Annotated in this window: 9 protein-coding genes and 4 pseudogenes; 5 read left to right on the forward strand and 8 right to left on the reverse strand. The window is 71.2% G+C overall.

What is annotated here, in order from left to right; all coding sequences use genetic code 11:
* Positions 1–211: 211 nt before the first annotated feature.
* The 4 genes from ACIQ8B_RS31645 to ACIQ8B_RS31660 form a co-directional block, all read right to left on the reverse strand.
* Positions 212–8,191 (reverse strand): beta-ketoacyl synthase N-terminal-like domain-containing protein, encoded by a 7,980-nt coding sequence (locus ACIQ8B_RS31645; protein ID WP_403551614.1) that lies wholly within the window; start codon positions 8,189–8,191, stop codon positions 212–214.
* A gap of 5 nt (positions 8,192–8,196) precedes the next feature.
* Positions 8,197–14,460 carry an SDR family NAD(P)-dependent oxidoreductase gene (locus tag ACIQ8B_RS31650; protein WP_403551616.1) on the reverse strand — a complete coding sequence of 2,088 codons (6,264 nt, stop codon included), beginning with the start codon at positions 14,458–14,460 and terminating at the stop codon, positions 8,197–8,199.
* A 23-nt stretch (positions 14,461–14,483) separates the two neighbouring features.
* Positions 14,484–16,109: a PfaD family polyunsaturated fatty acid/polyketide biosynthesis protein gene (locus ACIQ8B_RS31655; protein ID WP_403551618.1), complete on the reverse strand. Its 1,626-nt coding sequence runs from the start codon at positions 16,107–16,109 to the stop codon at positions 14,484–14,486.
* Between the two features lie 255 nt (positions 16,110–16,364).
* Complete coding sequence (locus tag ACIQ8B_RS31660; protein ID WP_290010223.1) at positions 16,365–17,480, reverse strand: SDR family oxidoreductase; 1,116 nt, start codon at positions 17,478–17,480, stop codon at positions 16,365–16,367.
* A gap of 244 nt (positions 17,481–17,724) precedes the next feature.
* Between ACIQ8B_RS31660 and ACIQ8B_RS31665 the strand changes: the two genes are divergently transcribed.
* A complete protein-coding gene (locus ACIQ8B_RS31665) occupies positions 17,725–18,618 on the forward strand; it encodes a methyltransferase domain-containing protein (RefSeq protein WP_403551621.1) in 894 nt (297 codons plus the stop codon).
* Between the two features lie 161 nt (positions 18,619–18,779).
* A pseudogene (locus tag ACIQ8B_RS31670) lies at positions 18,780–19,878 on the forward strand (integrase core domain-containing protein).
* A 141-nt stretch (positions 19,879–20,019) separates the two neighbouring features.
* Here the strand turns inward: ACIQ8B_RS31670 and ACIQ8B_RS31675 are convergent.
* From ACIQ8B_RS31675 to ACIQ8B_RS31685, 3 genes and pseudogenes are all read right to left on the reverse strand, one after another.
* Entirely contained in the window at positions 20,020–20,298 is a 279-nt protein-coding gene (locus tag ACIQ8B_RS31675; RefSeq protein ID WP_290010220.1) for a peptidase inhibitor family I36 protein, read from the reverse strand.
* A 283-nt stretch (positions 20,299–20,581) separates the two neighbouring features.
* Positions 20,582–21,440 (reverse strand): annotated as a pseudogene (locus ACIQ8B_RS31680) (IS5 family transposase).
* 159 nt (positions 21,441–21,599) lie between these two features.
* Positions 21,600–22,538 (reverse strand): cupin domain-containing protein, encoded by a 939-nt coding sequence (locus ACIQ8B_RS31685; protein ID WP_403551623.1) that lies wholly within the window; start codon positions 22,536–22,538, stop codon positions 21,600–21,602.
* Between the two features lie 103 nt (positions 22,539–22,641).
* Between ACIQ8B_RS31685 and ACIQ8B_RS31690 the strand changes: the two genes are divergently transcribed.
* The 3 genes and pseudogenes from ACIQ8B_RS31690 (at position 22,642) to ACIQ8B_RS31700 (ending at position 24,960) form a co-directional block, all read left to right on the forward strand.
* The gene (locus tag ACIQ8B_RS31690) at positions 22,642–23,580 is read left to right on the forward strand and encodes an MBL fold metallo-hydrolase (protein ID WP_403551625.1); all 939 of its coding nucleotides are present in this window, start codon (positions 22,642–22,644) and stop codon (positions 23,578–23,580) included.
* 779 nt (positions 23,581–24,359) lie between these two features.
* Positions 24,360–24,482, forward strand: a pseudogene (locus ACIQ8B_RS31695) (integrase core domain-containing protein); the annotation flags it as partial.
* Positions 24,483–24,582: 100 nt separating this feature from the next.
* Positions 24,583–24,960, forward strand: coding sequence for a peptidase inhibitor family I36 protein (locus tag ACIQ8B_RS31700; protein WP_403551627.1), 378 nt, complete (start codon positions 24,583–24,585; stop codon positions 24,958–24,960).
* Positions 24,961–24,983: 23 nt separating this feature from the next.
* Here ACIQ8B_RS31700 and ACIQ8B_RS31705 read toward each other — a convergent pair.
* Positions 24,984–25,275, reverse strand: a pseudogene (locus ACIQ8B_RS31705) (transposase); the annotation flags it as partial.

Consider the following 25,275-nt stretch of genomic DNA (forward strand, 5'->3'; position numbering starts at 1 on the left):
ACCATTCGCTTCGCCGTCTGGGACCAGACCACCCGCGCCGCCGGCCAGCCCGCCGAGGCCTGAGCACCGGCCCGGAACCCGGCCCCTCCCACGCCCCGACGCGCCGCCAGAGACCCACGCACCCAATAATGTGACAGCGCCCCCCAGAAGTACTTACGGCCGGTCCACTTGGCGAGAGCCAGCACCGTACCCGGACCCCGGGCCAGGCATCTCAGTCGGGGAGAGGGCAACGCACCACCACCACGTCCGCTTCGTGTTCGACCCGCACCGGCCAGACCGTGCCGGGGGCACCGGCCACCCAGGCCGAGCGCAGGTCGGCTGCCACCTCGATCTGTCCGGGATGGGCCCTGGCCAGGCCGGACACGTGCTCCTTGACGGCGATGCGCGTGCTGCGTTCGAGTAGCGGAAGACCGGCCGGAAGCCGGTAGATCCGTGAGGTGGTGCCCGGCAGGGTGTCGAACCGGCGGACCGTGTCGACGGCGAGTGTGGTGATCCCGTCCCGGGTGCTGGACAGACTGGCGGTGGGGACATACCGGAGGCCCGTCGCGAAGGCCCTGCGGTCCCGCAGCGGCACTCGTTCGATCCCCGGCAGGCGCACCAGGATCTCCACCAGCCTCAGGCGCGCCACGACCCGGGTGCCGATCTGGGCCTGGACGTCGATCACCGGCAGCAGGTGGTGCCCCTGGTCGAAGCCGGTGAACCGGGCCTCGACCCGCAGCTCACCGCTGGTCGGCAGCGGCTCGTACAGGTCCAGCCAGGGCAACCGGTGGGGGTAGCCGACCAGGTCCTGGGACAGGCCAGGAATCCACCGCCAGAGCGACTGGGACGGGATGGCGTGCAGGAAACCGTCGAGCAGCCCCTGCCCCAGCTGGCCGAACGGCGTGGTGCCCCGTCCGGCGTCGAGCACCGCGCTGGAGCCGGTGGAGCCCACGGTCAGTGAGGTCAGGTACTGCAGCGCCGGGCCGTGGAACAGCTCCGCGGCCTCGTACGGGTCCGGCTGCGGCCGGCCGTCGAGGAGCGGAGGAAACAGGGCCGGGGGAGGCCCCGGCACGGTTCCGGTCAGTACGGTGGCCTCGCCGACCACCTCGTACCGGGACAGCTCACCGGCCTCCCGCCAGACGGAGAGACGAACCGCGGTCCCTTCCCCGGCCGCCGGTTCGGCGTCGGTACGGATCCGCGCGGGGCCGGGCAGGGGAAGCCAGCGGTGCAGCTGAACCTCGCGCAGGCCGACGACCGGTTGACCGGTCAGCCTGGCCGTGGCGGTGGCGAGTTGATCCACCGTGGTCATCAGGGGAACCGCGGGAACCACGAAGTTGGGCCGGTGGTCGTCCAGCCAGGTGTCCACTGCCGGGTCCAGCTCCAGCTCCCGCACGGCCGGATGGCCGTCGACCACCCGGACCCCGATACGGGGCAGGTGGTAGATGCGACGTCCGTCGATCCACAGCCAGGCCTCGGCACGTACGTATCGGCCGCGCGCGTCGGTCCCGTACTCGGTGATCTCGGCCTCGAACGTGACCACGCCGTCGCTCGGCACCACCTGGCCCCGGTAGAGCCAGCGCACCTCGTGACCGACGGCCACGGACTCGAAGCGTGGGGCGGTCAGCTCGGTGCCGGCGTCGCGTTCGAGGAGGTACCACTGGAGCAGCTGAACCACACCTTCGAGGCCGAGGGATCCGGGTTGCACCGGGTCGGTGAAGAAGTGGGCGCGGAAGTACCAGTCACCGGCGTCGACCTTGCGCTCGGCGCGCAGCCGGCCGAGTCCCGCCCGTCCGGCATCGGGCCAGTACCCGGTGACCCGGTCCAGCATCAGCAGCATCGGTCCGGGCAGCCGCAGGGAGCCGGAGCCGTAGCGTTCTTGACGATGTCGCAGCTCCACCACCCGGTCGCAGGGTTCGGCCAGCCGGGCGCGTTCGGTGGCGGTGGGGAGCAATCCGGGCTGCCGGGCGAACGAGGCCACCGGGAAGTACCCGAACTGCGTGGACAGTTCCATGACCGGCAGCAGGGCGCCGGTCTCGTCGACCGCCTCGCAGGAGACCTCGAACGGGACGAGGGTGACGCCGGCGAACTGCGAGAGGTCCCCCAGCTCGACCCTGGTGCGCAAGGCGCGGGTCCCGGCCGGGATGTCCCGCAGGACGGTGCCGTTCCCCTGCAGGTTGCGGAAGAGCAGCTCGGGGGCGTCCGGTGGTTGCGGCACGAGCAGGCTCGCGGCCATCCCGCACGGTTGCAGGACCACCTCGTTGAGCACCGCGAACGGCATCACCCGGGTGCCGTTCTCCTCGAAGTACCAGGCCTGTTCCGGTACGTCGTACTCGGCGACCAGCCAGGAACCCGGGCGCGGCCGGTCCGGTTCGAGGCCGGCGTCGACGATGCGGGTGACGAACAGGTAGGGCGGGCCCGGCAGTCGAGCGCAACGCTTGCCGCCGTCGAACCGGGTTCCACGGGTGCCGAACGCGCTGGGCCGGCCCCAGGCTGCGGCCAGCATCAGCGGGAAGTCCGCGCTCCGTCCGGCGAGAGTGGCCGCCGCCGGGTCGGGGTACAGACCGCGCAGGCCACCGAGCACCGGCAGCGGCACCGGTGCCCCACTGGTCTGAACGGCGGGCGGCCCCAGCCACCGCCAGTACTCCAGGGGCCAGTCCGGGACCAGTGCCAGCCCCACCCCGGAGGCGTGGAAAGCGGGCAGGCCGTCCACCGTGCAGAGCAGGTCGGCACGGAGCGTGGGCCGGGGGTGGGAGGACAGTCCGCTGACGAACACCTCGTAGCGGACCCGACGGCTCTGGGGGGTGACCTGTCCCCGGCAGCGCATCCGGTAGGACTCGTCGGACACCGGCTCGAACCGCCAGCCGTCCCGGTCAAGTGTGAAGCCCAGCGCGGCCAGATAGAACGCCATCGCCTGCACGCAGCCCTCGAACATGAGCGTGCCAGGCATGCACGGATCGTTGTGGAAGTGGCCGTCGAAGAACCAGTCGTCAGGCCGGACCTCGCTCTCCGCACGCAGGTAGCCACGACCCCAGGGGCCCCCGGCGGGGTCGAGTTCGCTCACCTCGTCCAGCAGCCACAGCCGGCCCTCCCCGGGAGTCGGGGTACGCACATGGGCGCGCGACACATCCCAGCCGGGGCCGAAACAGTCCGCCGGTCGGCCCTCGGCGAAGGCGCGTACGGCGTCGGGACCGAAAGCGGTGGCGGCCGGAGGAACAGCGGGCGGGTCGACCGCCCCTGCCGGTGATGGTTCCGGGCTCCAGCGCACTCCTTGCGAACCGGCGAGTTCCGCGTCGGTGAAGTAACCGGCCTGGCCCTGGCGTACCGACAGCCGCAGCTCCTCACCGACATAGCAGTCGCTGCGGAAGAAGAACAGCCGCACGCCGTCGTGCTCGGCATGGCCCTCGACGTGGATCTCGTACCGCAACGTCTCCCCGACGGCCGGCCGCGGTCCGTGGTACGTCACCTCGCAGCCCAGCAGCCGGTAGACCCGGTCGCCGTGGTCGAGCAGGTCCACCCCGAGCCAGCTGATCAGCAGCAGGTCGGCCTGGCCGGCCTCGATGAACAGGCCCGCGGGCATCCGGCCGGCCGGATCCAGGTACCAGGCGTCCGGGGCGACGTAGGTCTCTGTGTGAACCGTGCCGGTGGACATCGAGCCGGGTTCCGCGTCGAGCCGGGTGACCCGGTCCACCAGGAGCATCGGGGGGCGCGGCAACCGGGTCTGCCGTCGCTTGTGGTCCTGCGCGCGGAAGGCGGGACCGAAGACGTCGGAGATCCGCCCGTGCGCCAGGTACTCCAGCCGGGCACGGTCCAGGGGCAGCGACAGTCCCCGCGTGGGCCGCTCCGGTACAGCCGGTCGCCACGGCAGGGGCGGAGAGCCCGGTGACAAGATCGCCACCGGCGCGGGCTCGATGGCCTGCGGCAGGTGCGCGGGATCCGGGGCGGGGGACAGGGCGCGGTCACCGCCGGCCGTCACGGCGGTGACCGCGCCGATCACCAGCTGCCGGGTGCGGAGAAACGCCGCGTGAGCCTGGCCCTGCCGTTCCAGGAACTCCCGCTGGGCGACGGCGAGACGGGCGTGGTGGGCGGCGGCAAGTGCCGGCACCGGATCGTCGGCAGCGGCCACGGCCGGCGCCCGGCGGTTCGCAGGGGCAAGGGGCGGCACCGGATGGTCCGCAGCGGTCACCGGGCCGATCGACGCGGATCGTGCGACGGGTACAGCCCTGGCCCGCGGCGAGGCCGAGCCCTGGGCATCGGAGGGGACCGCCGTACCGGGACCGGCCGGCGCGCCGACCGGTTTCGTCGGTACCGTCGCCGGAGGCGATACCGGCGCAGGTTCCATCCGCTGCTCCGGATGATCTGTTCCGGGCAGCCGGATCGCGGGCGGGTGCGCCGGCAGGGTGATCGTCCTCCCCGGATCAGCCGGCAGCCTGGCGGCCGCTGTGAGCCGGTCGAACAGCGGCGCGGGATCAGGGCAGACCCCGGCGGCGACAAGTTCGGCGACCGCGTCGCACAGCTGCCGCAGTCCCCGTCCCGGCACATCGAGCGCCACCGCCAGGTGGTCCCGGTCCGCCAGGATCCGGCGGATCGACCGGGTACGCCCGCTCTGCGGGCCGTGCTCGATCAGCACGCGCACCCCGTCCGTCCAGGCCCGCTCGACCACCTTCGGGTAGTCGAGCGTGCTGGTCATCTGGGTGAGCAGCGCGTCCGCGACGTGGTCCGGATCGACCGGGTACGGCTCGCCGGTGGCCGCGCTGTAATAGCGGATGCCCGGCGTGGGACTGGTCGGCCGGCGGTGCAACGAGCGAAATGCGGCCGCGACCTGGTTCGCCTCGGGGGCGTGCGCCACCATCTGGTACCCGTCGGCCATCGGGAGCCCGGGGCCGATCCGGTCCAGCACGCGTCGGCAGGCCGCGTCCAGTCCGCCGATCACACACGTGTCGGGCGAGTCGACGGCGAGCAGGTGTGCCAGTGGTTCGCCTGCCAGGGCGGCGCGCACGTCGGCTGGGGTCGCGTGCACCAGGTACTCGGCCCAACGCCCCCGTTCCTGGCCGTGTCCGCGCCAGAACCGGTGCGCCGCGCGGAACTCCCCGGACAGATCGAACCGGAAAACGTCGCTGTCGGAGACCGCCTGGTACAGGCCGGCCGCGTCGGGCCACGCCCCGAGCACGATCAGTGCGGTGGACTCCCCGGAGGAGAAGCCGATCGCCGCGTCCGGCCGCAGCCCCAGCAGGCTCTGGATGATCTCGCCGTGCAGGGCTGCGAGTTCGGTGGTGTCCCGGATCCGCGTCACGACCGGGACCGGGTCGGTGCCGGTGGGGTGCCGGGGCTCCAGCACCGGGACGGGCCAGGCGGCTTCCTCGGTGCGGGGGGCGCGCAGGGCGAGTCGTAGTTCCGCCCCGCACCCGGGATAGCTCGCCTGGCCGCTGGGGAAGACGAAAGCCACCTCCCCGCTCGTGGGGGCGTCCTGGTAGGCGATCTGGTCCGGGCGGGGCCCCCCGGACGTCAACCAGTGGCGTGCGACCGTCAGCCGTTCGCGCAGCGTCTCGGAGACCTGGTCGACCACCACCACCAGGCGGGCGGGACCGGTGTCGGACTCCCGTCCGTCGGCCAGTGCGGCCAGCACCTCGGCCCGATCGGCGCCGGAGAACACGTGGGAGCGGGGCGCGATCGAGGACCAGGGCAGCGGCGGGCCGGCCGGGCGCAGGCGGACCGACATCGGGGAGGCGCCCAGGGGCGTCACCCGGGCGCAGGCGGTCAGGGGCGCGTCGGCGGGCAGCGCGGCCGCACCCGACCGTGGCACCGCCTGGTGGTGGACCGCGATCGCGGCCACCGCCACGGCGAGCGCGCCGTGCGCGGCATGGGCCGTCCCGAACAGTTCGCTGTGGTCGTACCGGGCGGTGACGCGGGGCGTGGACGGCAGGCCGGCCGGCTCGCCGTCCCCTCCGGTCACGTCCCGGTCGTCCCCGTCCTCCTGGTTCCCCGCCCGGCCCCTGTCGAGCTTGTCGCCATCACGATCGGGCGGGACCTCCTGGTCCCGGATCCGGTGGGTCCCGTCCGTGCCTCCGGCGTCCGCGTCGCCGACCAGCAGGCCGACGGGGGCCGTCCGGTCCGTCGCGTGGTCGAGCAACGCGATGACCTGGTCGCCGTCCTGCTCGGCGTCGGTCAGGCGTTTCAACACCAGGACGACGGCCACGTCACCACCGGGCCGGTGATCTCCCAGCGCGCCCAGCGCCGCCAGGTGCACGGGCTCATGGGACAGGTCGACCGCGCCGGCGAGCACCGCGTCCGCCTCCCCCGCCCGCAGCGCCCGCGCCCCCAGATCCAGGGCGACCAGGCCGGACGCCTGCTCCGCGCAGACCACATGGCTGGGGCCGCGCAGGTCCAGTTGGGCGTTGATCCGGTGGGCCACCAGGTTGGGCATGGTGCCCGGCACGGTTTCCGGGACCAGCGGAGCGCGGAAGGCGTCCGGCCAGTCCGGCACCGGAGCGGGCAGGCCGGAGGCGGTGTCCCAACCCGGCGCACGCCAGCGGGCACCGGGACGCGCCGCCTCGGGGTCCGTGCCCATGCCGATCAGGACCATCGTCCGGTCGGGCGGCAGCCGGGTCGCGGAGGCGGCTTCCCGGGCCGCCTCCAAGGCAAGGACCTGCTGCGGCAACGCCTCGGCCAGATCGGCCGGAGGGAACCGCAGCCCGGTCAGCGCGACCTCGATGGAGCGCCGGGGGCCGAGGCTGGGCACGCCGTCCAGGACCGCGTGACACAGGTCCCGGTAGCCGGCCCCCGACCCGGCCCGTGCACCGATCGCCACGATCGCCACCCGCTGGTCCACCCGTGGCCGGCTGGAAACAGGGCGGGGGGAGAGGGCAGCGGTGGATGCGGCCCGACCGGGCTCCCAGGCATCGACGACCACATGCGCGTTGGCACCGCCGAATCCGAACGCGCTGACCGCTGCCCTGCGCCGCCCGCGCCACTCCTCGGCCTCCCGCAGCAGTCGCAACGGCGTTCCGGCGAGCACGTCCAACGGCGCGTCCGCGTGCAGGGACGGCGGCCGCACCCGGGCACGCAACGCACCGAGAACCTTCAGCAGACCGGCACCGCCGGCCGCCGCGAGCGGGTGCCCCAGGTTGGACTTGACCGAACCGATCGGCAGGTCCACCGCATCAGCGAACACCTCACGCATCACCAGTGCCTCGGTCACATCCCCGCTCGGGGTGCCCGGCGCGTGGCACTCGACCAGCGAAACAGTCTCCGGTGCGATCCCGGCCGAGGTGTAGGCGGCGCGCACGGCGCGCTCCTGACCGGCCCGGTCCGGGGCCAGCAGGCCACCGCCCACGCCGTCGTTGCTCAGCCCGATGCCCCGGATCACGCCCAGGACCGGCATGCCCTGGGCGAGTGCGTCATCGAGCCGGGCCAGTGCGAACAGTACCGCGCCCTCGGCGGGCACCAGTCCGTCCGCCTCCCGGTGGAAGGGACGGCTACGGCCCGACCGGCTCAACGCGGTCAGCGCGCAGAACCCCTGATGGATGTAGAGGCTGTCGGCGGCGGCCACCGCCCCGGCCAGCACGAGGTCGGCGTCCCCGTCCCGCAGCCGGTCGCAGCCGGCTTTCACCGCGTACAGGGAGGAGGCGCAGGCGGCGTCCAGGGCATGACCGCCGGCGCCGAGGCCGAGCGCGCGAACGGCCAGATGGGCGGGGAGACCGGCCCCGAACCGGTTCAGGGGATCGGGGCGGAGGTCGTCGCTCGGCCCCGGCCGCCCCGAACCGGACAGCCACACGTGCTCGGCGTAACGGGCCATGGCCGTGGTCGGGTACGCCAGGTTGCCCAGGACCAGCCCCGCGCGGCCGAGATCGGGCCGGCCCGCCTCGTCCAACGCCTGCCGGCCAGCGTGCAGGACCCAGCGGAACACCCGGTCCAGTGGGGCGATCTCGGCCGGGGGCAGCTCGAACCCGGTCGGGTCGAACGCCTCGTCGAAGCCGTGGACGTAACCTCCGATGTCGGTCCAGATCCGATCGGTGTCACCAGGTGCACCCGACACCCGTGCCAGCGGCACCCGCCAGCGTCCGTCGGGCACCGGTGACAGGGCGGAACGGCCTGCGGCGATCTGGGCCCAGAAGGTGTCCGGGTCGAGCGCACCGGGCAGTACACAGCCGCGCCCGACGATCGCGACGGGTTCGAAGAACGGCGCCTGCCGAGGAGTCGCTTCCGGAGAACGCATCCGCGTCAGCCCTCGGTCAGGTCGGGCCGGCGGATCAGCTCCACCCTGAGCAGCTCGGCCAGCACGGTGCCGTCCTCGGACAGTACGGCCGCGTGGCACTCGGCGGACATCCCGTCGGTCCGTCGTGCCGAGACGACGACGCGCGCTGCTCCCCAGTCGGTCCCCGCCCGGTGGATCCGGCACTCCCGGATGGACATCGGCAGCGCCGCCCCGACACCGGCCCGCAACGCCCAGCCGACGGCGAGTTGGAGGGCGCCGTCGAGCGCGGCGACGTCCACCGTCCAGGGCACGGCCAGCCAGGGCTCGGCGTCCTGGGGGCGGAGCGCGGCCACACCCCCGTCGGCGCCGAGCCGGACCTGGTCCAGGACCTGGAACGCCGGGCCGTGGAAGAGCGCCGGTCCGTCGTACGGTTCGGGGACCTCTTCGAGGCCTTCCGGCGTTCGCCAGCGGTGCGGGTCCGGCGGCGGGCCGTCGGCGACCACCGTGCCGGCGTACTTGGCCCCCACGGCGCCCAGTTCGACGGTGAGACCGCCGCGCCGTGCGGACTCGTCCGTCCTCGTCCGGCCGCGCAGCACGAGCCTCTCGCCCGGTTCCTGCAGTTCGATCCTGCGGAGTACCCGCAGGTCGTGGAGGACTAACGGGCCGGTGTCCGGCCGCCAGGATCGGGCCAGCCCGGTGAACCAGTGCACCAGGACGGCGACCGGAACCACCGGTGCCCCGTCGATCCGGTGGTCGTCCAGCAGCGCGTACTGCGGCCGGGCGAGGGTCAGTTCGGCGACCGGTCCCTGCTCGGCAAGGACGTCGGGAGCCACCTTCCCGGCGGCGCGCAGCACCCGGGTGGGCCCGCCGGGGTCGGCGAGTTCGGCGACGAACGCGCGCGCTCCGGCAGCCGGTTCGATCAGCTCGACCCCGGCGGCGCGGAACCGTTCCGCGATCGTCCGGGTGACCATGCCGCCGTCCCAAGGACCCCAGGCCAAAGAGCGTGTCAGGCAACCGGGATGGGCGGCGGCGTACGCGGAGAGCAGGTGGTCGACGGCGGTGTTGGCCATCGCGTAGTCGGCCTGCCCCGGGTTGCCGAACACTCCGGAGGTCGAGGTGAACGCCACGAGCAGGGAGAGCGGGTCGTCGGCGGTGGCGGCCAGCAGGGCGCGTAGCCCGTCCACCTTGGTGGAGTACACCAGGGCGAACTGCTCGTCGGTCTTGGCACCGATCAATCGGTCGGCGATCACCCCGGCGCCGTGCACCACCCCGGTGATCGGGCCCCAGTCCCGGCGTACCTCGGCCAGGGCGTCGCGCAGGACCACCTCGTCCCGGGTGTCCACGGACAGGTAGCGCGTCGGCGAGCCCGCATTCTCCAGGGCCCGCAGGGTCTGCCGGACCTCACGTACGGCCAGCATGCGCCGCGTCTCGGCGGCGAGTTCGGCTGGTGGGGCCTGGCGAGGGCCGGTGGCGAGCAGCCGGATCAGGCCCGCCTCGTCGGTGGCCCCGGCCAGCCCCGGGGGCTCCTCGGCCAGTGCGGTACGGCCGAGGAGCACCAGTCTGGGCCGGTGGGCGGCCGCGAGTTCGCGGATCGCCGACGCAGTGACGCCGCGTGCGCCGCCGGTGACCACGATCACCGAGTCGGCATCGGCCCGGGGTTCGACGGGGCCGGGTGCGACGGGGCACGCCAGCGGAACCGTCCGGCTTCCGTCGGCGGGGAGACCGACCGTGATCGACGGTCCGCCCGCGGTGAGCTCGGCGGCGATCGCGGCAGCGACCTGCTTGTCACTGCGCCCGGTGCGTGCGCAGTCGATGGCCTTCACCGTGGCCAGGGGCCACTCCCGGGCGGCGGTCCTGGCCAGTGCGTCCAGACCACCATGGACCGGCCGGCCGCCGTTTCCGCTCAGCCCGAAGTCGCCCCCGGTGTCCTGCACGGTGACCAGGAGGCCGCCGGCCGAGCTGAGCCGGTCGGCCAGCCCCCGGACCGCCGCGAAGGCGGCCGGCGGGTCGTCGCCCTTGTCCAGCAGGATCACCGACCGTGCCTCGGCCGGAAGACCGGTAACGAGCCGCGCCGGCACACCGTGGGCCGCGAGTTCCTCGACCAGCAGATGACCCACCCGGGTGGAGTCGTCGAGTACGAGGAGCTCCCGGTCGCGCAGACCGGCCAGGGCCAGCCCGGCCGGCGCCAGCGGCAGGGCGCGTACCGCCAGGCGGACCGGCTCCGGACGGTTGGTGGCGGTGGGGACTTCGGCGGCGGGGGCATCGGTGGCTTCCGGACCGGCGGCGGGCTCGGAGTCCACGTCCTCGGGGGATCCGGGGGCGGAGGTCCCGGGAGGCTTCGGGGACACTGGGGACACCGGCGACGGACCGGCGGACGCCTGGTCGCCGGCGTCATCGATCTGTCCCGCCAGCTGGGCGACCTTGACCGAGATCTCCCGCAGCGTGCGCAAGGACGCCAGCTCGGACAGGTCGGCTGCGGGCAGTTCACCCACACGTTGGCGGACCCGGGAGAGCACTTCGACCTTCTTGATGGAGTCGATGCCCAGGTCGGCCTCGAGTTCCATGTCGAGGTTGATGATGTCCGCCGGGTAGCCGGTGCGCTCGGCGACCACCTCCAGCAGCAGCGCGCCGATCGACTCGGCGTCCAGCGGCAGCCCGTCCAGCGGCAGCCCGTCCAGCCGCAACGCGTCCGGTTGCGGCTCGAGCAGCACCAGCCCGGGCGCCGGGGCCTCCACGGGCGACGGCACGACGGTGGCCTGCGGGGATGGCGCCGGCACAGCCGATGTCGCCTCACCCCTATCGCCGCCCGAACCGGAACGGAAGGGCTGGCCGGAGCCGGGGACCGTACCTGGCAGCACGGGGGCGTGGACCGGTTGACCGGAGGGCACGACCTGCGCGCCGGTGGCACCCACCGCGACCTCTGCGACAGGCCATGGCTGCGGGGCGTCCACGCCGACGGCGGGGAGACGGACACCGGCGGCGCCGAGCAGGGCCTCCATCGAGGCATGAGCCGTCCGCAGGTAGAGCTGGTGGTTCTCAGCGGTCACCCGTTGGTACGTGGCATGCGCCTCCGCGCTCTGCCGCTGGACCTCGGCCAGGAGCCGCAACCATTCCGTCGGCGGAGCGGGGTGGACCGAGCCGGTGGACCGGACGCTCGGGGTGGCCACGGGAGCTGGCGTGCCCGGCCGGATGTCTCCGGGCCTGTCCGTGGCCACCTGGCCGGGGATCAGCGGTGCCTGTGTGCCGGGCCCGGCCGGCTCGGCGAGACCCGGGACCGGTTTCGGGGACGGGCCGGCAGAGGACACCGGCGCCGACCAGGCCACCGGCTGGACCGACAATTGCGCCGCCGGCATCGGGCCCGGGGCGGGCCGCGCGGTGCCGGGGCCCGGGGCCGGTGGTGTCGCCTCCGACACCGCCGCGGGCGGCACCACCGGCCCCGGCCGCCCCGACGCCCCGTCGGGCGACGCCACCGGTCCCGGAGCTGCGGGGGTGGCACGTCCGCCACGATGGTCATCGCGGTGGTTGCCGCCGTTGATCAGGACCGTCATCCGTGGTTTCTCCTCACGATCCGGCTCGGGCACGGGCTTGTGCCCCTCCCACAGCGGGGACAGGTCCATGGCGACCCCGCGCACCGCTGCCCGCCCCAGCCCGTCGTAGAACGCGGCCAACCCGTGGCTTCCGCGCCGGTCGAGGCTGATCGCCGCGTGCTCACGGTCACCGAGTACCTCACCGGTCAGCCCGGTCAGGGTGGTGCCGGGCCCGACCTCGACGAAGGTGCGCACCCCGTCCTCGTACATCGCCTCCACCATGTCGCCGAACCGCGCCGGCGCGGCCAGTTGGGCGGCGATGCCGCGCCGCACCGCCGCCGGTTCGCGCCGGTACGGGGCCGCATCGGCTCCCGCGTACACCGTCCGTGCCGGCCGGTGGACCGTGAGGTCGGCAAGGAAACGGGTGAACGGCTCGGTGGCGTCAGCGACCAGGGGACTGTGGAACGCGGCGGCGGCGTTCAGCCGGCGGGTGACCACGCCGGTCGCGGCGCACCGGGCCTCCACGGCGGTCAACGCCTGGTCCGTGCCGGCCAGGACGACCTGCCGGGGCGCGTTGTGGTTGGCGACCCACACCCCGTCCACCTGCTCCGTCAGCTCCTCGATGCGCCCCAGGGGCGCGTTCACCGCGAGCATCCCCCCGGCGGTGGTGGCCGCGTCCCGCATCAGCTCCCCCCGCCGCCGGGCCAGCCGGACCAGGGTGGGGGCGTCGAAGGAGCCCGCCGCGTGCAGGGCGACCAGTTCACCGAAGCTGTGCCCTGCCACGCAGTCAGGCGTCAGCTTCAGATCCGACAGCACGGCCAGCAGGGCCAGGCTGTGCGCGGCCAGCGCCGGCTGAGCGACCTCGGTGGCGGTCAGTGCCGCCTCCAGCGAGGCACGGTCCTCCTCGCTGAACACGGGGGGCGGGAACACCTCCCGGTGCACCGGGAGGACTGCCGCGACCGCGTCCCAGGCCTCCCGGGCCGCCCTGTGGTGAACGGCGAGTTCGGCGCCCATGCCCACGTACTGCGCGCCCTGGCCGGGGAAAAGGAAAGCGACCCGGCCGGGGGCGGGATCACCGGTGGCGAAGTGCGCCCGGGGCGCGGAGAACGGCACCCCGGCCTCCACCCGAACCGCCAGCGCGTCCAGCCGCCCCGCCAGATCGGTGGCGTCGTCGGACACCACGGCCAGCCTCGCCCGGTGTTCGGTCCTGAACGCCGCCTGGCACTCCCGCGCGATCGCCGCCAACGGCCGGTCGGGCCGGGGCCGGCGGATCAGTTCGGCCAGTGCGCCGGGGGAGGAGGCGCTGAACAGGACGAGTTCGCAGGGGGCCGCCGGGAGGTGCCAGGCTCGTCGGCCGCCCCTGGCGGGAACGTATTCCTCCAGCGTGACGTGGAAGTTGGTGCCTCCGAAACCGAAGCTCGACACGCCGGCGCGGCGCGACCGACCAGCGCCGCTGATCCAGGGCCGGGTGGCGGTGTTCAGGTAGAAAGGGGAATCGGTAAGCTCAAGTTCGGGGTTGGGCCGCCCCACCTTGATGGTCGGAGGCAACACCCGGTGGTGCAGGGCGAGTACGGCCTTCAGCATTCCGACGGCGCCGGCGGAGGACTTGGTGTGCCCGAACTGGGACTTGGCCGAGCCCAAGGCGCACCACTGCCGGCCAGGGCGTCCTTCAACCTGGAACACCTCCCTCAGCGCGGCGAACTCGGCGGCGTCACCGGCCTTGGTCCCGGTGCCGTGCGCCTCGACGAGTTCCACGCTCTCCGGGCCGTACCCAGCCACGTCGTACGCCCGGCGCAGCGCCCGTTCCTGGCCGGCGGCCAGCGGCGCGTAGATGGCCTTGCTCCGGCCGTCCGACGCTGCGCCGAGGCCCCGGATCACCGCGTAGATCCGGTCCCCGTCGCGTTCGGCGTCGGCCAGCCGCTTCAGCGCGAACATGACCACGGCCTCGCCGAGCATGGTGCCGTCGGCGTCGGCCGCGAACGGCCGGCAGTCCTCCGTCGGAGAGAGCGCCGGAGTCTTCGAGAAGCACACGTACATGGTGATGTCGTTCAGCACGTCCACGCCGCCGCAGATCACCAGGTCGCAGCTGCCGAGGGCGAGCTCACCCAGTCCGGTGGAGAGCGCGGCCAGCGACGAGGCACACGCGGCGTCGGTCACGTGGTTGACGCCGTGCAGGTCGTACCGGTTGGCGATCCTGCCGGACACCACGTTGCCGAGCAGCCCGGGGAAGGTCGCCTCGGTCCAGGCCGGGAAGCTGGCACTGATCCGGTCGCAGATCTCGTCGGCCGCGGCCGGGTCGAGACCGGAGGCGAGGAGTTCCCTTCTCCACACCGGCCGGGAGAGCCGCGCTGACACCTCGAACCCCATGGCCAGGCCGCTTGTGCCCAGTACCACCCCGACCCGTTCCCGCTGTTGTGCGGTCATCTGCCCGAGGCCGCAGTCGGCCAGCAGGTCACCCGCGGCCATCATGGCCAGCAGCTGGGCGGTGTCGGTGGCCGCAAGGTCGCTCGGCGGGATTCCGTACGCCAACGGATCGAACTCGAAGTCAGGCAGGAACGCGCCCCTCCGCACGTAGGTCTTGTCCGGAGCGAACGGGTCAGGGTCGTAGTGGTCGGCCGGTGACCAACGCTCCACCGGTACGTCGGACATGAGATCCCGGCCGGCGAGGACGTTCCGCCAGAACCCTGCCACGTCTCGGGAGCCTGGGGTGAACGCGGCGAGACCGACCACCGCGACGGGAACCTGGGCACGTTCTGCTCTCATCTGCGCGGACACTCCTGCAGGGGTCAGGCGAGTTTGCGGGGACGGAACGTCAGGGCGGAGTCCGGTATGGAAAGCCCGAAGGTACGCAGTTGGTGCGCGCGAGTGATCACGGCGGCGCCCTCCAGCAAATTCAAGGCGATCTGCGTGACGGTGCACCTGGACGGATCGGCAAGCAGGCTGCCCCGGGCCCAGTTGTTGAACGCGCCGAGCGAGGGACCGGCCCACAACTGGTAGTCGGTGCGGCGCTCCGGTCGGCCCTCGATCGCCCATCGGCTGGCGTTGCCCACGTACCACCGGAATACCAGGGCCATCCGGTGCTTGGGGTCGCGTTCGGCTCTGGCCAGCTGTCCGGGGTCGCGCCGTAGCCAGAACCGTTCGGTGTCCGCCCAGATCGCGTCCAGGTCCGCGCCGAACACTTCGTTCTCCAGTCTGTGCCGCGTGTCGGCGGGGATCCCCGCCAGGGACCGGTGACGCCGGTAGACGTCGTACAGTCGCTTGGCGCGCGCCGCGAACAGGGTGCCCCTCGTCAACACCTGGACCTGAACGCCTTGCTCGAACATGTCCGCGGCCGGGGCCATGGCCACGTCGGTAATGCCAGCTCCGGCCAGCAGCTCCCGCGCGTCCGCGGACACCCCGGACTCTGCTGCCAGTTGATTGACCGATCCGGTCATCACGTAGGCCGCGCCGAGTGCGAAGGCACCGGCCACCGCGCCGGGGGTGCCCAGACCGCCCGCGGCACCGACCCGGATCGGGCGGAGGAAGCCGTACCTGGCCACCAGGGTGTTCCGGAGCGCCAGCAGCTCGGGCAGAATCACGGACAGCGGACGGCTGTCGGTGTGACCGCCGCTGTCGGCCTCGACGGTCACGTCCTCGGCGACCGGGACCAGGCGGGCCAGCCGGCCCTGCTCAGCGGTGAGAGCCCCGTTCCGGACCAGCGCATCCAACAGCGCCTCCGGCGCAGGCGACATGAACTTCTCGGCCACCTCACGACGGGACACCTTGGCGAACAGACAGGTGTCCCTGACCACCCGGCCGTCGGCGTCCCGCCGCAGTCCGGCCGCCGCGCAGCGGACGACGGCGGGCGTCAGGTCCATGAACGCGGAGGCCGAGATCCGGCGTACACGGTGACGCAGCAGGAGGTCGGCGACCTGCGACTCCAGTCGGGGCTCGCCGGGTGAGTGGATCAGGTTGACGCCCCAGTTGGGCGCGTCGCCCAACGCCGCGGTCAGCTCCGTCACCGCCTGTTCCACCCGGTCGGGGGCGAGTCCGGCAGCGCCGAAGAAGCCCATGAGCCGGGCTCCGGCCAGCTCCATCACCATCTGGGTGGTGGCGATCCCGTTGGCCATCTCCCCGGCCACGTAGGGAAACCGTGTTCCGTGTGCCTCGGCGAAGCCTCGGTCACCAAGCCACTCCGGGTACACCGGTGGGGCCAGTCCGACGAGCGGGTGGCCCCCGCCGGGCCCGAGCGTCCCGCCCACGGCCAACCCGTACCCGGATCCGCCGCCTACCACGTACAAAGGCTCACGGATCCGGGCTGCGTAGGCGGAGATCCCGGCCGGGTCGAACGCGGCCGGCTCCGAGCCGGGCCGCCAGCAGACCTGGGGCACGTCGGCGGCGCGTCCGGGCGCCTCGGACAGAGTGGTGTTCACTGGTCGGCTCCTCCCGGACGCGGCGTCGGTGTGGGCGTAGGTCCTCCGGCCGGCCCGTACCTGTTCCCCGTTGGGCCGACTGCCCTGTGGCGACCGTCCCCGGCGGCACGACCGACAGCGGGCGGGCTCGCCGAGTCCCCCTCCCGGGTGGCCGCACTGCCGGGCACGGAGGAACACGCCCGGGGACGCGACACGAGGACGGCCGGGGAACGGCCCCAGGAGTCGACCCGCCGTCTCGAAGCGGGCCACAGCAGTTCAGTGATGCGGTGCCAGGTCAACTGGGGCAGCCTCCGTACGGGGTGGGAGCCCGGACAGCAGGTACTCCAGGCTGATGTGTTCCGGGACGCCCGCCGGTCCGAGTCTGGCCCTCACCCGGGAGTCGTCGTACCGACGGTGGTGCCGCAGATAGCAGAACACCCCCCTGACCAGTGAAAGGACCGACTCGTACGGCGAGGGGTCGGGGAGCTCCAGCACAACTGCGATACGGACCCCGGAGAGTTGCTCCAGCAGTCTGCCGAACACGACGACCGGTGTCTCCTGGCCGTGTACGACGTGGTAGGTCTCCACCCCGTCGGGGGGAGGCAGGTCGGCGAGCCGGGCCATCACGGCGGCGGCGGATTCCACCGGCATCAGGTTGAGTTGTCCGTCTGGCCGCCCCAGGATCCGGAAGCGGTTGGTCCGGGAGAGGAGCACGTCCGGTGTCCGGCCGGGGCCGAGCTGGCTCCGTGCGATGCCGGACAGGTTCCGCGTGATGTTCAGCAACGGGTGTTCCGGGAGATCCGGGTGGGGCGGCAGACCGGTGGTCAGGACGCTTGGCCGGAAGATCACCACCGGCCGGCCGGTGGCCCTCGCCCACGCGTGCACCAACTGTTCCGCCTCGAACTTGGACCGTTCATAGGTGCCTTCGAAGCCGTAGGCATCGGTCAGTTCGTCCTCGTACACCACCCCGGTCCGACGCGCCCCGGCCACGAACGCCGTGGAGACGTGGAACACCACGGGGGTACGGCGTCCGGCCCTGGCCAGGTCGAGGACGTACCGGGTGCCTTCCACGTTCACCTCGCGCAGCGTGGCCAGGTCACCGTCGAGTGTGGTGTTCCCGGCGCAGTGCCAGATCGCGTCCAGCGAGTCCGCCAGTTCCTGGTAGTCACTCTTCGGCAGGGCGAGGCCAGGTTCGGTGATCCGGGCGGACACCACCTGGACGCGGTCGGCGAGGCCGGTGAGGCCGGGGGCGAACCGGCCGAGGCCTCGGGTGATCCGCTCCCGTACGCGGTCGGGCTCCCCGCGCGCGAGCACCGTGACCGACGGATGACGGCGCAACAGCTCGTGCAGAAGTCGAAGGCCAAGGAAACCCGTGGCACCGGTCAACGCCACCCGCACCGTACCCCCCCGCTCTCGCCCCTGATGCTGGCCCACGTTCTCACGCGAAAAGCGGTGGGACGAGGCCACGGGAACGGCACCACTCGTTGTGCTGACATTCAGGCAGAACCGCTGGCACACCGCCGCTTTCGCCGGTAAGCACCTGTTCTGTACCGTGCGTGGGTACGGTCCGGCACGCCTGCTTGCCCCTGCGTTCCCGGGTATTGCGAGCCGCCTGGAACACACAGGAAGGAACTCAATGGGCCAGGACCGCCTTGCAGCGTCCTACGGCGATGCCAATCCACTGTTCCGGTTGTGCCGGCACCTGGGCTGGGGCGCACTGGTCAACCTCGGTTACCACACCCTTCCGACCCTCCCCGGGATCGTCGGTGGGCTGGCTTGGTTTCAACGACGGCTCGAGACCAGGAGCCTGGCACTCCTGCAAGCCAGTCCGGGACATCGGGTGCTGGACGCCTGCTGCGGACGCGGCCACACCACCGCCCGGCTGGCTGCCGCGGGCTGTGACGCCGTGGGGGTCGACATCACCGCCGACCAGATCGCACAGGCTCGCGCCCGGTACGGCGACGCCGTCCGCGCCACTTTCGCCGTGGCCGATGTCACCACCCTGCCGCAGGCAGAGGGCATCCGTGCCACGAACGGCTCGTTCGACCGAGTGCTCTGCCTGGAGGCGGCCTTCCACCTCTCTCCAGCCGACCGCCGCGCTCTGTTAGCCGAAGCCTTCCGGGTACTGCGCCCCGGCGGAAGGTTCGTCCTGGTCGACTTCGTCTGGAACACGGACGATCCGTCGATGATCCGGCAGCTCGATCCACTGGGCCTCGTACGCGAGGCGTGGCAGTTCGACGAGTTCGAGCCCCTGAGGCGTTACCTGAGGCACGCGGAGGAGACGGGGTTCGTCATACGGCGCACCGTCGACTGGACCCGTCCGGTGATCGAAGGCTTCTCCCGTCTCGGCGCTCTCCTGACACGCATGGCGACGAACCAGGCCGGCCGGGAACTGCTGTGCCTGCGCTGGCCCGACTTGCGCGAGTTCAGCGAACAGGACTGGCGGCACACCCTCGCCAGTGTCGACGCCCACTGCTCAGTAGGACGCTGCACGGGCTACGTCGCCCTGGTGCTCGACAAACCAGCCTGATCACCATCTCCGGCCGGCTCAGCCGCCGTTGCTGCTGGTCCTGGGCGTTGCCCCTGCCGAAAACCTCGTCCGCCCTGGTGAAAGGCGGTGCGCGGGGGCGCGCGGGTGCTCGAAGGGGTGCTCTCGCGTACCTGGTGGTTGTACCGACATGATGGTCGGTCGTGCTGCTGCGACTGGCTTACCTGACCATGACCCAAGCGTTCGCCATGGTCCGCCTGTTACCGATGAGCGACCGGGACAAGGATGTGGAGATCCTCGCCCTGCGCCATCAGATCACGGTGTTTCAGCGTCAACTCGGCAAAGACAGGGTGCGGTTCACCCCGGGCGATCGAGCGTTCTTGGCGGCGTTGCTGCATCGTCTGCCGTCGGAGGTGCTGCGCAGGGTGAGGTTGCTGGTGCGTCCAGATACGGTGCTGCGCCGGCACCGCAATTTGGTCGCACGTCGCCGCGCTGCCGCTTCCCGGCCGAAGCGTTCGGGAAGGCCGCGGACCGTGCGCTCCATCCGGCTCTTGGTGTTGCGGCTTGCGCGGGAAAATCCTGGTTGGGGGTATCGCCGCATCCACGGCGAACTCCTCGTTCTTGGAATAAAGGTGGCCGCCTCCACCGTCTGGGAGATCCTTCAGGAGTCTGGGATCGACCCGGCACCGGAACGCGCTTCCAGCACGTGGGCGGACTTCCTGCGCTCCCAGGCCGACGCTCTGCCGGCGCGCGACTTCCTGGAGACGGTCACACTGTCCGGGGCGCGCCTGTACGTGTTCGCGGTGATCGAGCATGCCAGCCGCCGGATCCGGATTCTCGGCGCCACTGCGCACCCCACCGCATCCTGAGTGACGCACGTCGCGAAGAATCTCGTCATGGACCTCGAAGACGCCGACTGCCGGGCCAGGTTCCTGATCCGGCAGCCGTGACGGGAGGTTTCCCGCCCTGTTCGACACCGTCCTCAACCATGCAGGGATCGAGGTAGTGCTCAGCGCAGTACGGATGCCGCGCATGAACTCGATCATGGAACGGTGGGTGCAGACCTGCCGGCGCGAGCTGCTGGACCGCATCCTGATCTGGAACCAGCGACACCTGCTCCACGCGCTACGCGAGTTCGAAGACTTCTACAACTCCCACCGGCCCCATCAAGGCATCGCCAACGCCCGCCCGCCACCCCCCTTGCCGAGGCCGATCAGCGATCCGGAGCAGATCATCCACCTCGGCATACGACGACGCCAACGACTCGGCGGCATCCTCCACGACTATCGACATGCCGCCTGAACTGGGTGGATGAGCTTTTCGGCAGGCGCACCGACACCCACACACCCAACAACGCCCTCACGCGGGACGCCACACCCGGCTGCATCCCGCCACCCTCCCTCGGAGCGCGGGCAGATGGCGGGATTCGGTCAACCAGCCGGCTCAGCCCCCGCAGCCACCGAACCCGAGGGCGGTCACCGCGTTGTCGTAGGCGAACAGAAGTTCCTGCTTTGCGCCCGGCGGGATGGTGAACCAGTAGCCGTAGTAGTTGGCATCGGTCCAGATGCAGGCGTACCTGTTGCTGCGGTTCCACACCGAGCTGGCCCGATCGTTCCACGCCCAACCGACGTTGGGGACGTCCACCGGATCGAGCTGCAGGACGTCCCCGGTGAGGTTGTGGCCGTCGAAGAGGCAGACTTTGCCTTCTGGACAGCGGACCACGCCCCCGTCTTTGGGGTCGTCAGCCGATGCGGTTCCCGGAGCCCCCAGTACTGCGGTGGAGGCGAGGACTGCTCCTGCTAAGGCGGTTCTGACTGTCAGTTTCATGGGTGCTCTTTCCGTCGTTGCCTGTGGAAACGCGGTCATGGTCGCCACGTCCAGCTGTCGCTTCTTAGGGCATCCGGTCGTAAGACGGTTGCCGCGCGCATGTGGTTTACAGAGGTGATGTTGATCACAGTTTTTGGAAAGGGTGGGGCCGTGGCGTTCTCGCCGCTCACCGACCGTTTCAGCATGACGTTCGAAGCCGTAACAGGCAGGTGGTGCCGCAAGCGAGTCGGAGCGGGCCGAGGTGGAGGTCGGCACGTATCCCGTAGCGGGTCCGTAGCCGTTCGAACCGGTGGAGCCAGGCGAGGGTGTGCCCGACGACCCAGCGGGTCCTGCCCAGGCCAGACCCGTGAGCGGTGCCTCTGCGGGCGATCTTCGGTGCGATGCCCCGGGCCCGGATCAGGCGGCGGTACGTGTCGTAGTCGTAGCCCCGGTCGGCGAACGGGCGCCTGGGCCGGTGACGGGGCGGCCACGGGTCCCGCAGAGGCGCGGAATCGCGTCCAGCAGGGGCGTCGGCTGTGTGACGTCATGACGGTTTCCGCCGGTCAGGAACACCGCAAGGGGGTTCCGTGCCGGTTGGTGATCAGGTGGTGCTTGCTTCCCGGACGGCCGTGGTCGACCGGCGAAGGTCCGATGTGAGCCCCCTTGAGGGCCCGGACATGTGAGCCGTCGACGGTCGCGTCGTCCATCTCCAGCAGCCCTGTCTTGCGCAACTCGGCCGGCAGCACCTCGTACGGACGCGGCCGGACTCCCGCCTCGGTCCAGTCCTGCAGCCGCCGCCAGGGCGTCACCCCACTGCAGCCGACACGCTCGGCCGGCACATCAGCCAAGCTCACGCCCTTGCGCAACACGTAAACGATCCCGCGCAGGGCGGCCCGGTCGTCCACCGGCAGCCGCCCCGGATGCCAGCGGCGACGCGGCGGACGAGGAGGGAGCAATGGAGCCACGCGGTCCCACAGATCATCAGGCACGAGATCATCCGAGACCCGCAGAAGTCTCCCGCCGACCCCGCTCACGGCCAGGCCCTCCAACAAGCTCATTCTGAAATGGCCAGTAAGTCAGGGACGGGAACGAAGACGTCACGACGGCCTTCCAGCAGATCAACGGTGGAGTCCGGCCATCCGACCACACACCACTGACATCACTTTCCGTGACCTTTCACAAAAAGTGGACCAGAGCCCCGTTCCGGGTTCCTGCTGTCAGTTCGCTTCGATGTCAGCGGATCGTTTCGCGGCCTGGGCTCGATACCGTCCCGGTGTGGTGCCGAACTCCCGTTGGAAGGCGTGTGAGAGCGCGTATGGGCTGCCGTAGCCGACTCGGCCGGCGATGGTGGCCAGGGTGTCTGAGGTGTCGCGGAGCAGGGTGGCGGCGCGGATCACGCGCCACCAGGTGAGGTACGCCATGGGAGGGCGGCCGACCAGAGTGGTGAACCGGCGTGCCAGGGTGGGCCGGGAGACGCCGGCCTCCGCCGCCAGACGGTCATTGCTCCACGGTGCGGCCGGGTTCGTATGCAGTGCCCGCAGGGCGGTGGCCGTCACCGGGTCGCTCAGTACGCGGGGCCAGGTTCCGCTGGGTGCCTCGGTCATCCAGGCGCGGATGAGGTAGACGAGGAGGAGGTCGAGCAGGCTCGGGAGCGCCATGCAGGAGCCGGGCCGGATCTCGTCCAGTTCACCGGCGAGCAGATCGATGGCGGCACGGAGTTCGTAGTGACTGCCCACTCGGCTGGGAAGGTGGACGACCTCAGGCAGCTCCGTCATGAGCGGGTGCATGCGGCTGCAGTCGAGCCGGTACTTGCCGCAGAGCACCTCTGTCTCGTAGCTGTCGGGATGGGTTCGCGGCGCTGTTTCCACAAGCCATTGTTCGAACGGCACCGCCTTCTTCTTCGCGACCGCCGCATCGACCGGGAAATCGGCGATGACATGGCCTGTGCCATGGGGCAGCAGCACCGCGTCACCCACGCCGAGAGGCAGGGGGGCGCTGCCGTCGGTCAGTAGCCGGCAGTGGCCCTTGAGGACGACGTAGAAGCCCGCGCCGTCGTACGGGTCCAGTCGCGCGCACCAGTTCCCGCTTGTCCGCAGCCGGTGGAACCGGGGGTGCCCGAGGTGCACGGCGGCGATCGCATCGCTCACCACATCCATCCGTCCAGGATATGTGCCGTATGAGGGATGAGACGCATTCGTATTTTCTCGAGCTGGATGCGTATCGAAATGATCGTACGGCCTTCTTAAGGTCGATCGCGTGATGAACGAGAACGAGAGTGTGCAGAGCATGGTGCTGGGAGACGTCGAGGTCATCCGGGTCGTCGAGTGGCACGAACCGTTCCTGCCTGTCTCCGGCATGTTCCCGGGAGTTGCCACCGATGTGTGGAAGGACAACGAGGACTGGCTGGCACCGGACCACTGGGAGCCGGACGGCGACTTGGCGGTGCTTGCTCTGCAGAGCTGGGTACTGCGCAGCGGGGGCCGGACCGTCCTGGTCGACGCCGGAGGGGGGAGCGGGCGTGAGCGACCGGGCATGGGACCGTTCCACCACGCCCGGAGTGTTTTCCTCAGCCTCCTGGCGAGGGCCGGTGTCCACCCGCAGGATGTCGACGTCGTCGTCAACACCCACCTCCACGCCGACCATGTCGGCTGGAACACCGTCGACGCGGACGGGCAGTGGGTGCCGGCGTTCCCCAACGCCCAGTACCTCATTCCGGCCGCCGACGACTTCCACTACGGTCCGGACAACGCGTACGGGAACGGCGTGCAGCAGGTCGACCGCCTGGTCTACGAAGACAGCATTGCGCCCATCCACCAGGCCGGACAGGCCGTGCTGTGGGACGGTCTCCACCACATCGACGAACACCTCACCCTGGAGTCCGCACCCGGTCACACTCCCGGCTCATCCGTGTTGCGACTCACATCCGGCAGCGACCGGGCGGTCTTCGTCGGAGATCTGCTGCACAGCCCGGTGCAGATCCTGCACCCCTGCTGCAACAGCAACGCTTGCCTGTCCCCGGAACAAGCGGTGGCCAGCCGCCGCCGGATTCTCGGGCGGGCGGCTGACGAACGGGAGTTGCTCGTTCCCGCGCACTTCGGCGGAGCAGGGGCTCTGGAAATACGGCGGGACGGTAACAGGTTCGCCCTCGGCCCGTGGGCAACAACCAGCCGGAAGGAGAGTGCGCCCGCCTTCGAGTGAGCCGTGACCCCACCCGTCCACCGCCCTGCCGTCCTCCGAAGCCCTCGACGTCCTGGCGGACGGCGCGACCATCGCCACCTGCGTCAGCCAGGGAGCCCACGGGCTGAGCGCATGACCGTGAACACCGTCCTCAAGACGCTGCGCCGGCTGTCCACCAACCGGGCCGTGAGGGACCGGGCAGCCCTCTGAACGGCGCCTCGGGGGAAGGGATCACCCCCTGCCTCCACGCGGGCGGCGATCCGGTCGGCAACAGCGCTCCCCCGGGGCTGTTGTCCCTCGGCGGCGCCCTGAAAGGGGCGGGTACCGGTTTGACTGTCGGCGCACTCGCGGCTTCCGGCCCGCCGGGCATCGGTTCCGGCAGCCGCTCCCGCGTCCCTTTGTCCGGCCCACGGCACGTCTCCACCGCCCCTGGACGGTCTGACCGGTGACCGGCCGTGCAGTGCCCGCCGATCAGCCGCGTCAACAAAGCAGCGGGTCAACACATCTAGCGGTGGAAGTGTACTGGCCCCTGGGTGACGCCGGCGCGGCACTCGAAGTCGGGCGGGGACTGCGAACGGAACTCCTTCCCACAGCGGAGCGCAAGAGCCGGATGCACACTGACCTGGCTCGTGCGTGGTGGCAGTGGGGCAAGCCCGAACAGACGGCCCAGGAGCTACTGGCAGCGCTACGGATCAGCCACGGAGAAGTTCGCGGCCGGCCTGCGATCAGAGACATTGTGACCGCCTTGGGCTCGCGACACCCCACACATCCGGCGTCCAAGACTTGACGCCCCTCGAGCGGCCCGCCTCGCGGTCTTCCGATGGGCCACCCGCTACAACACCAGGAGGAGGCACTCCAGCATCGGCCAGATCAGCCCGAACGCATTTGAACAACGATCAGTTACGCTGACTGCCGCCGCATGAAGTGGTGTTCACGATCTCGGGTCAAGCCCCGGGCAGCAGGAGGCGGGACCATGGCGGCGTTACCACAGATACCAACGCGCAACAATGGGAAAGGGCAATCATGAACCTGGCATTCAGGACCTCGGTAGTAGGAGCAGTTCTCGCCTCCACCGCCGTACTGGCGGCTCCGGGAACCGCATCGGCTGATGAACCCGTGACCCGCTGCGAAGAAGGCCAGATCTGCCTCTATGACGGCCACAACCTCACCGGGAGCAACCTGCAGCTCCAGTATCGGGTGGACATCCCCAACCTCGGCTGGGCGTGGAACGACCGAGCCAGCTCCGTGTGGAACCGTGCCGCGGGGCCCGTCTGCATCTATACTGACGCCGACTACCGCGGCTACCACTACACCATAATGCCGGGTGCGAAGCAGGAGCTTCTGTTCCTCTTCGACAACGCAGTGAGTTCCCTTGAGTACGGCGGCTGCGGGGCCCCCTGAGCCGGCTGACCGACCCGAACCCGCTACTGAATTTGTCGGCGTGATGTCGTCAGGGTGAGTCCGGTTGCGGCGAGGCATCCGTCGATGGTTTCGCTGCGGTACTGGAGTTCGCGGAGGGTGCGGCGCAGGACGTGCATCAGGTGGTCGGGGTCGGTGAAGGCGGTGTTGTTCTGGCCCGCGCGTCGGACCAGTGACCAGATGCCTTCGACGGGGTTGAGGCCGGGTGCGTAAGGCGGTAGCCGGTAGGCGGTGATCCAGTCGCGGGTGCCGAGGCCCGCGGCCGGGCGTCCAGGTGCACGTTGAGGCTGTCCCAGA

The organism is Streptomyces sp. NPDC096105 (assembly GCF_044763335.1).
Taxonomy (GTDB): domain Bacteria; phylum Actinomycetota; class Actinomycetes; order Streptomycetales; family Streptomycetaceae; genus Streptomyces.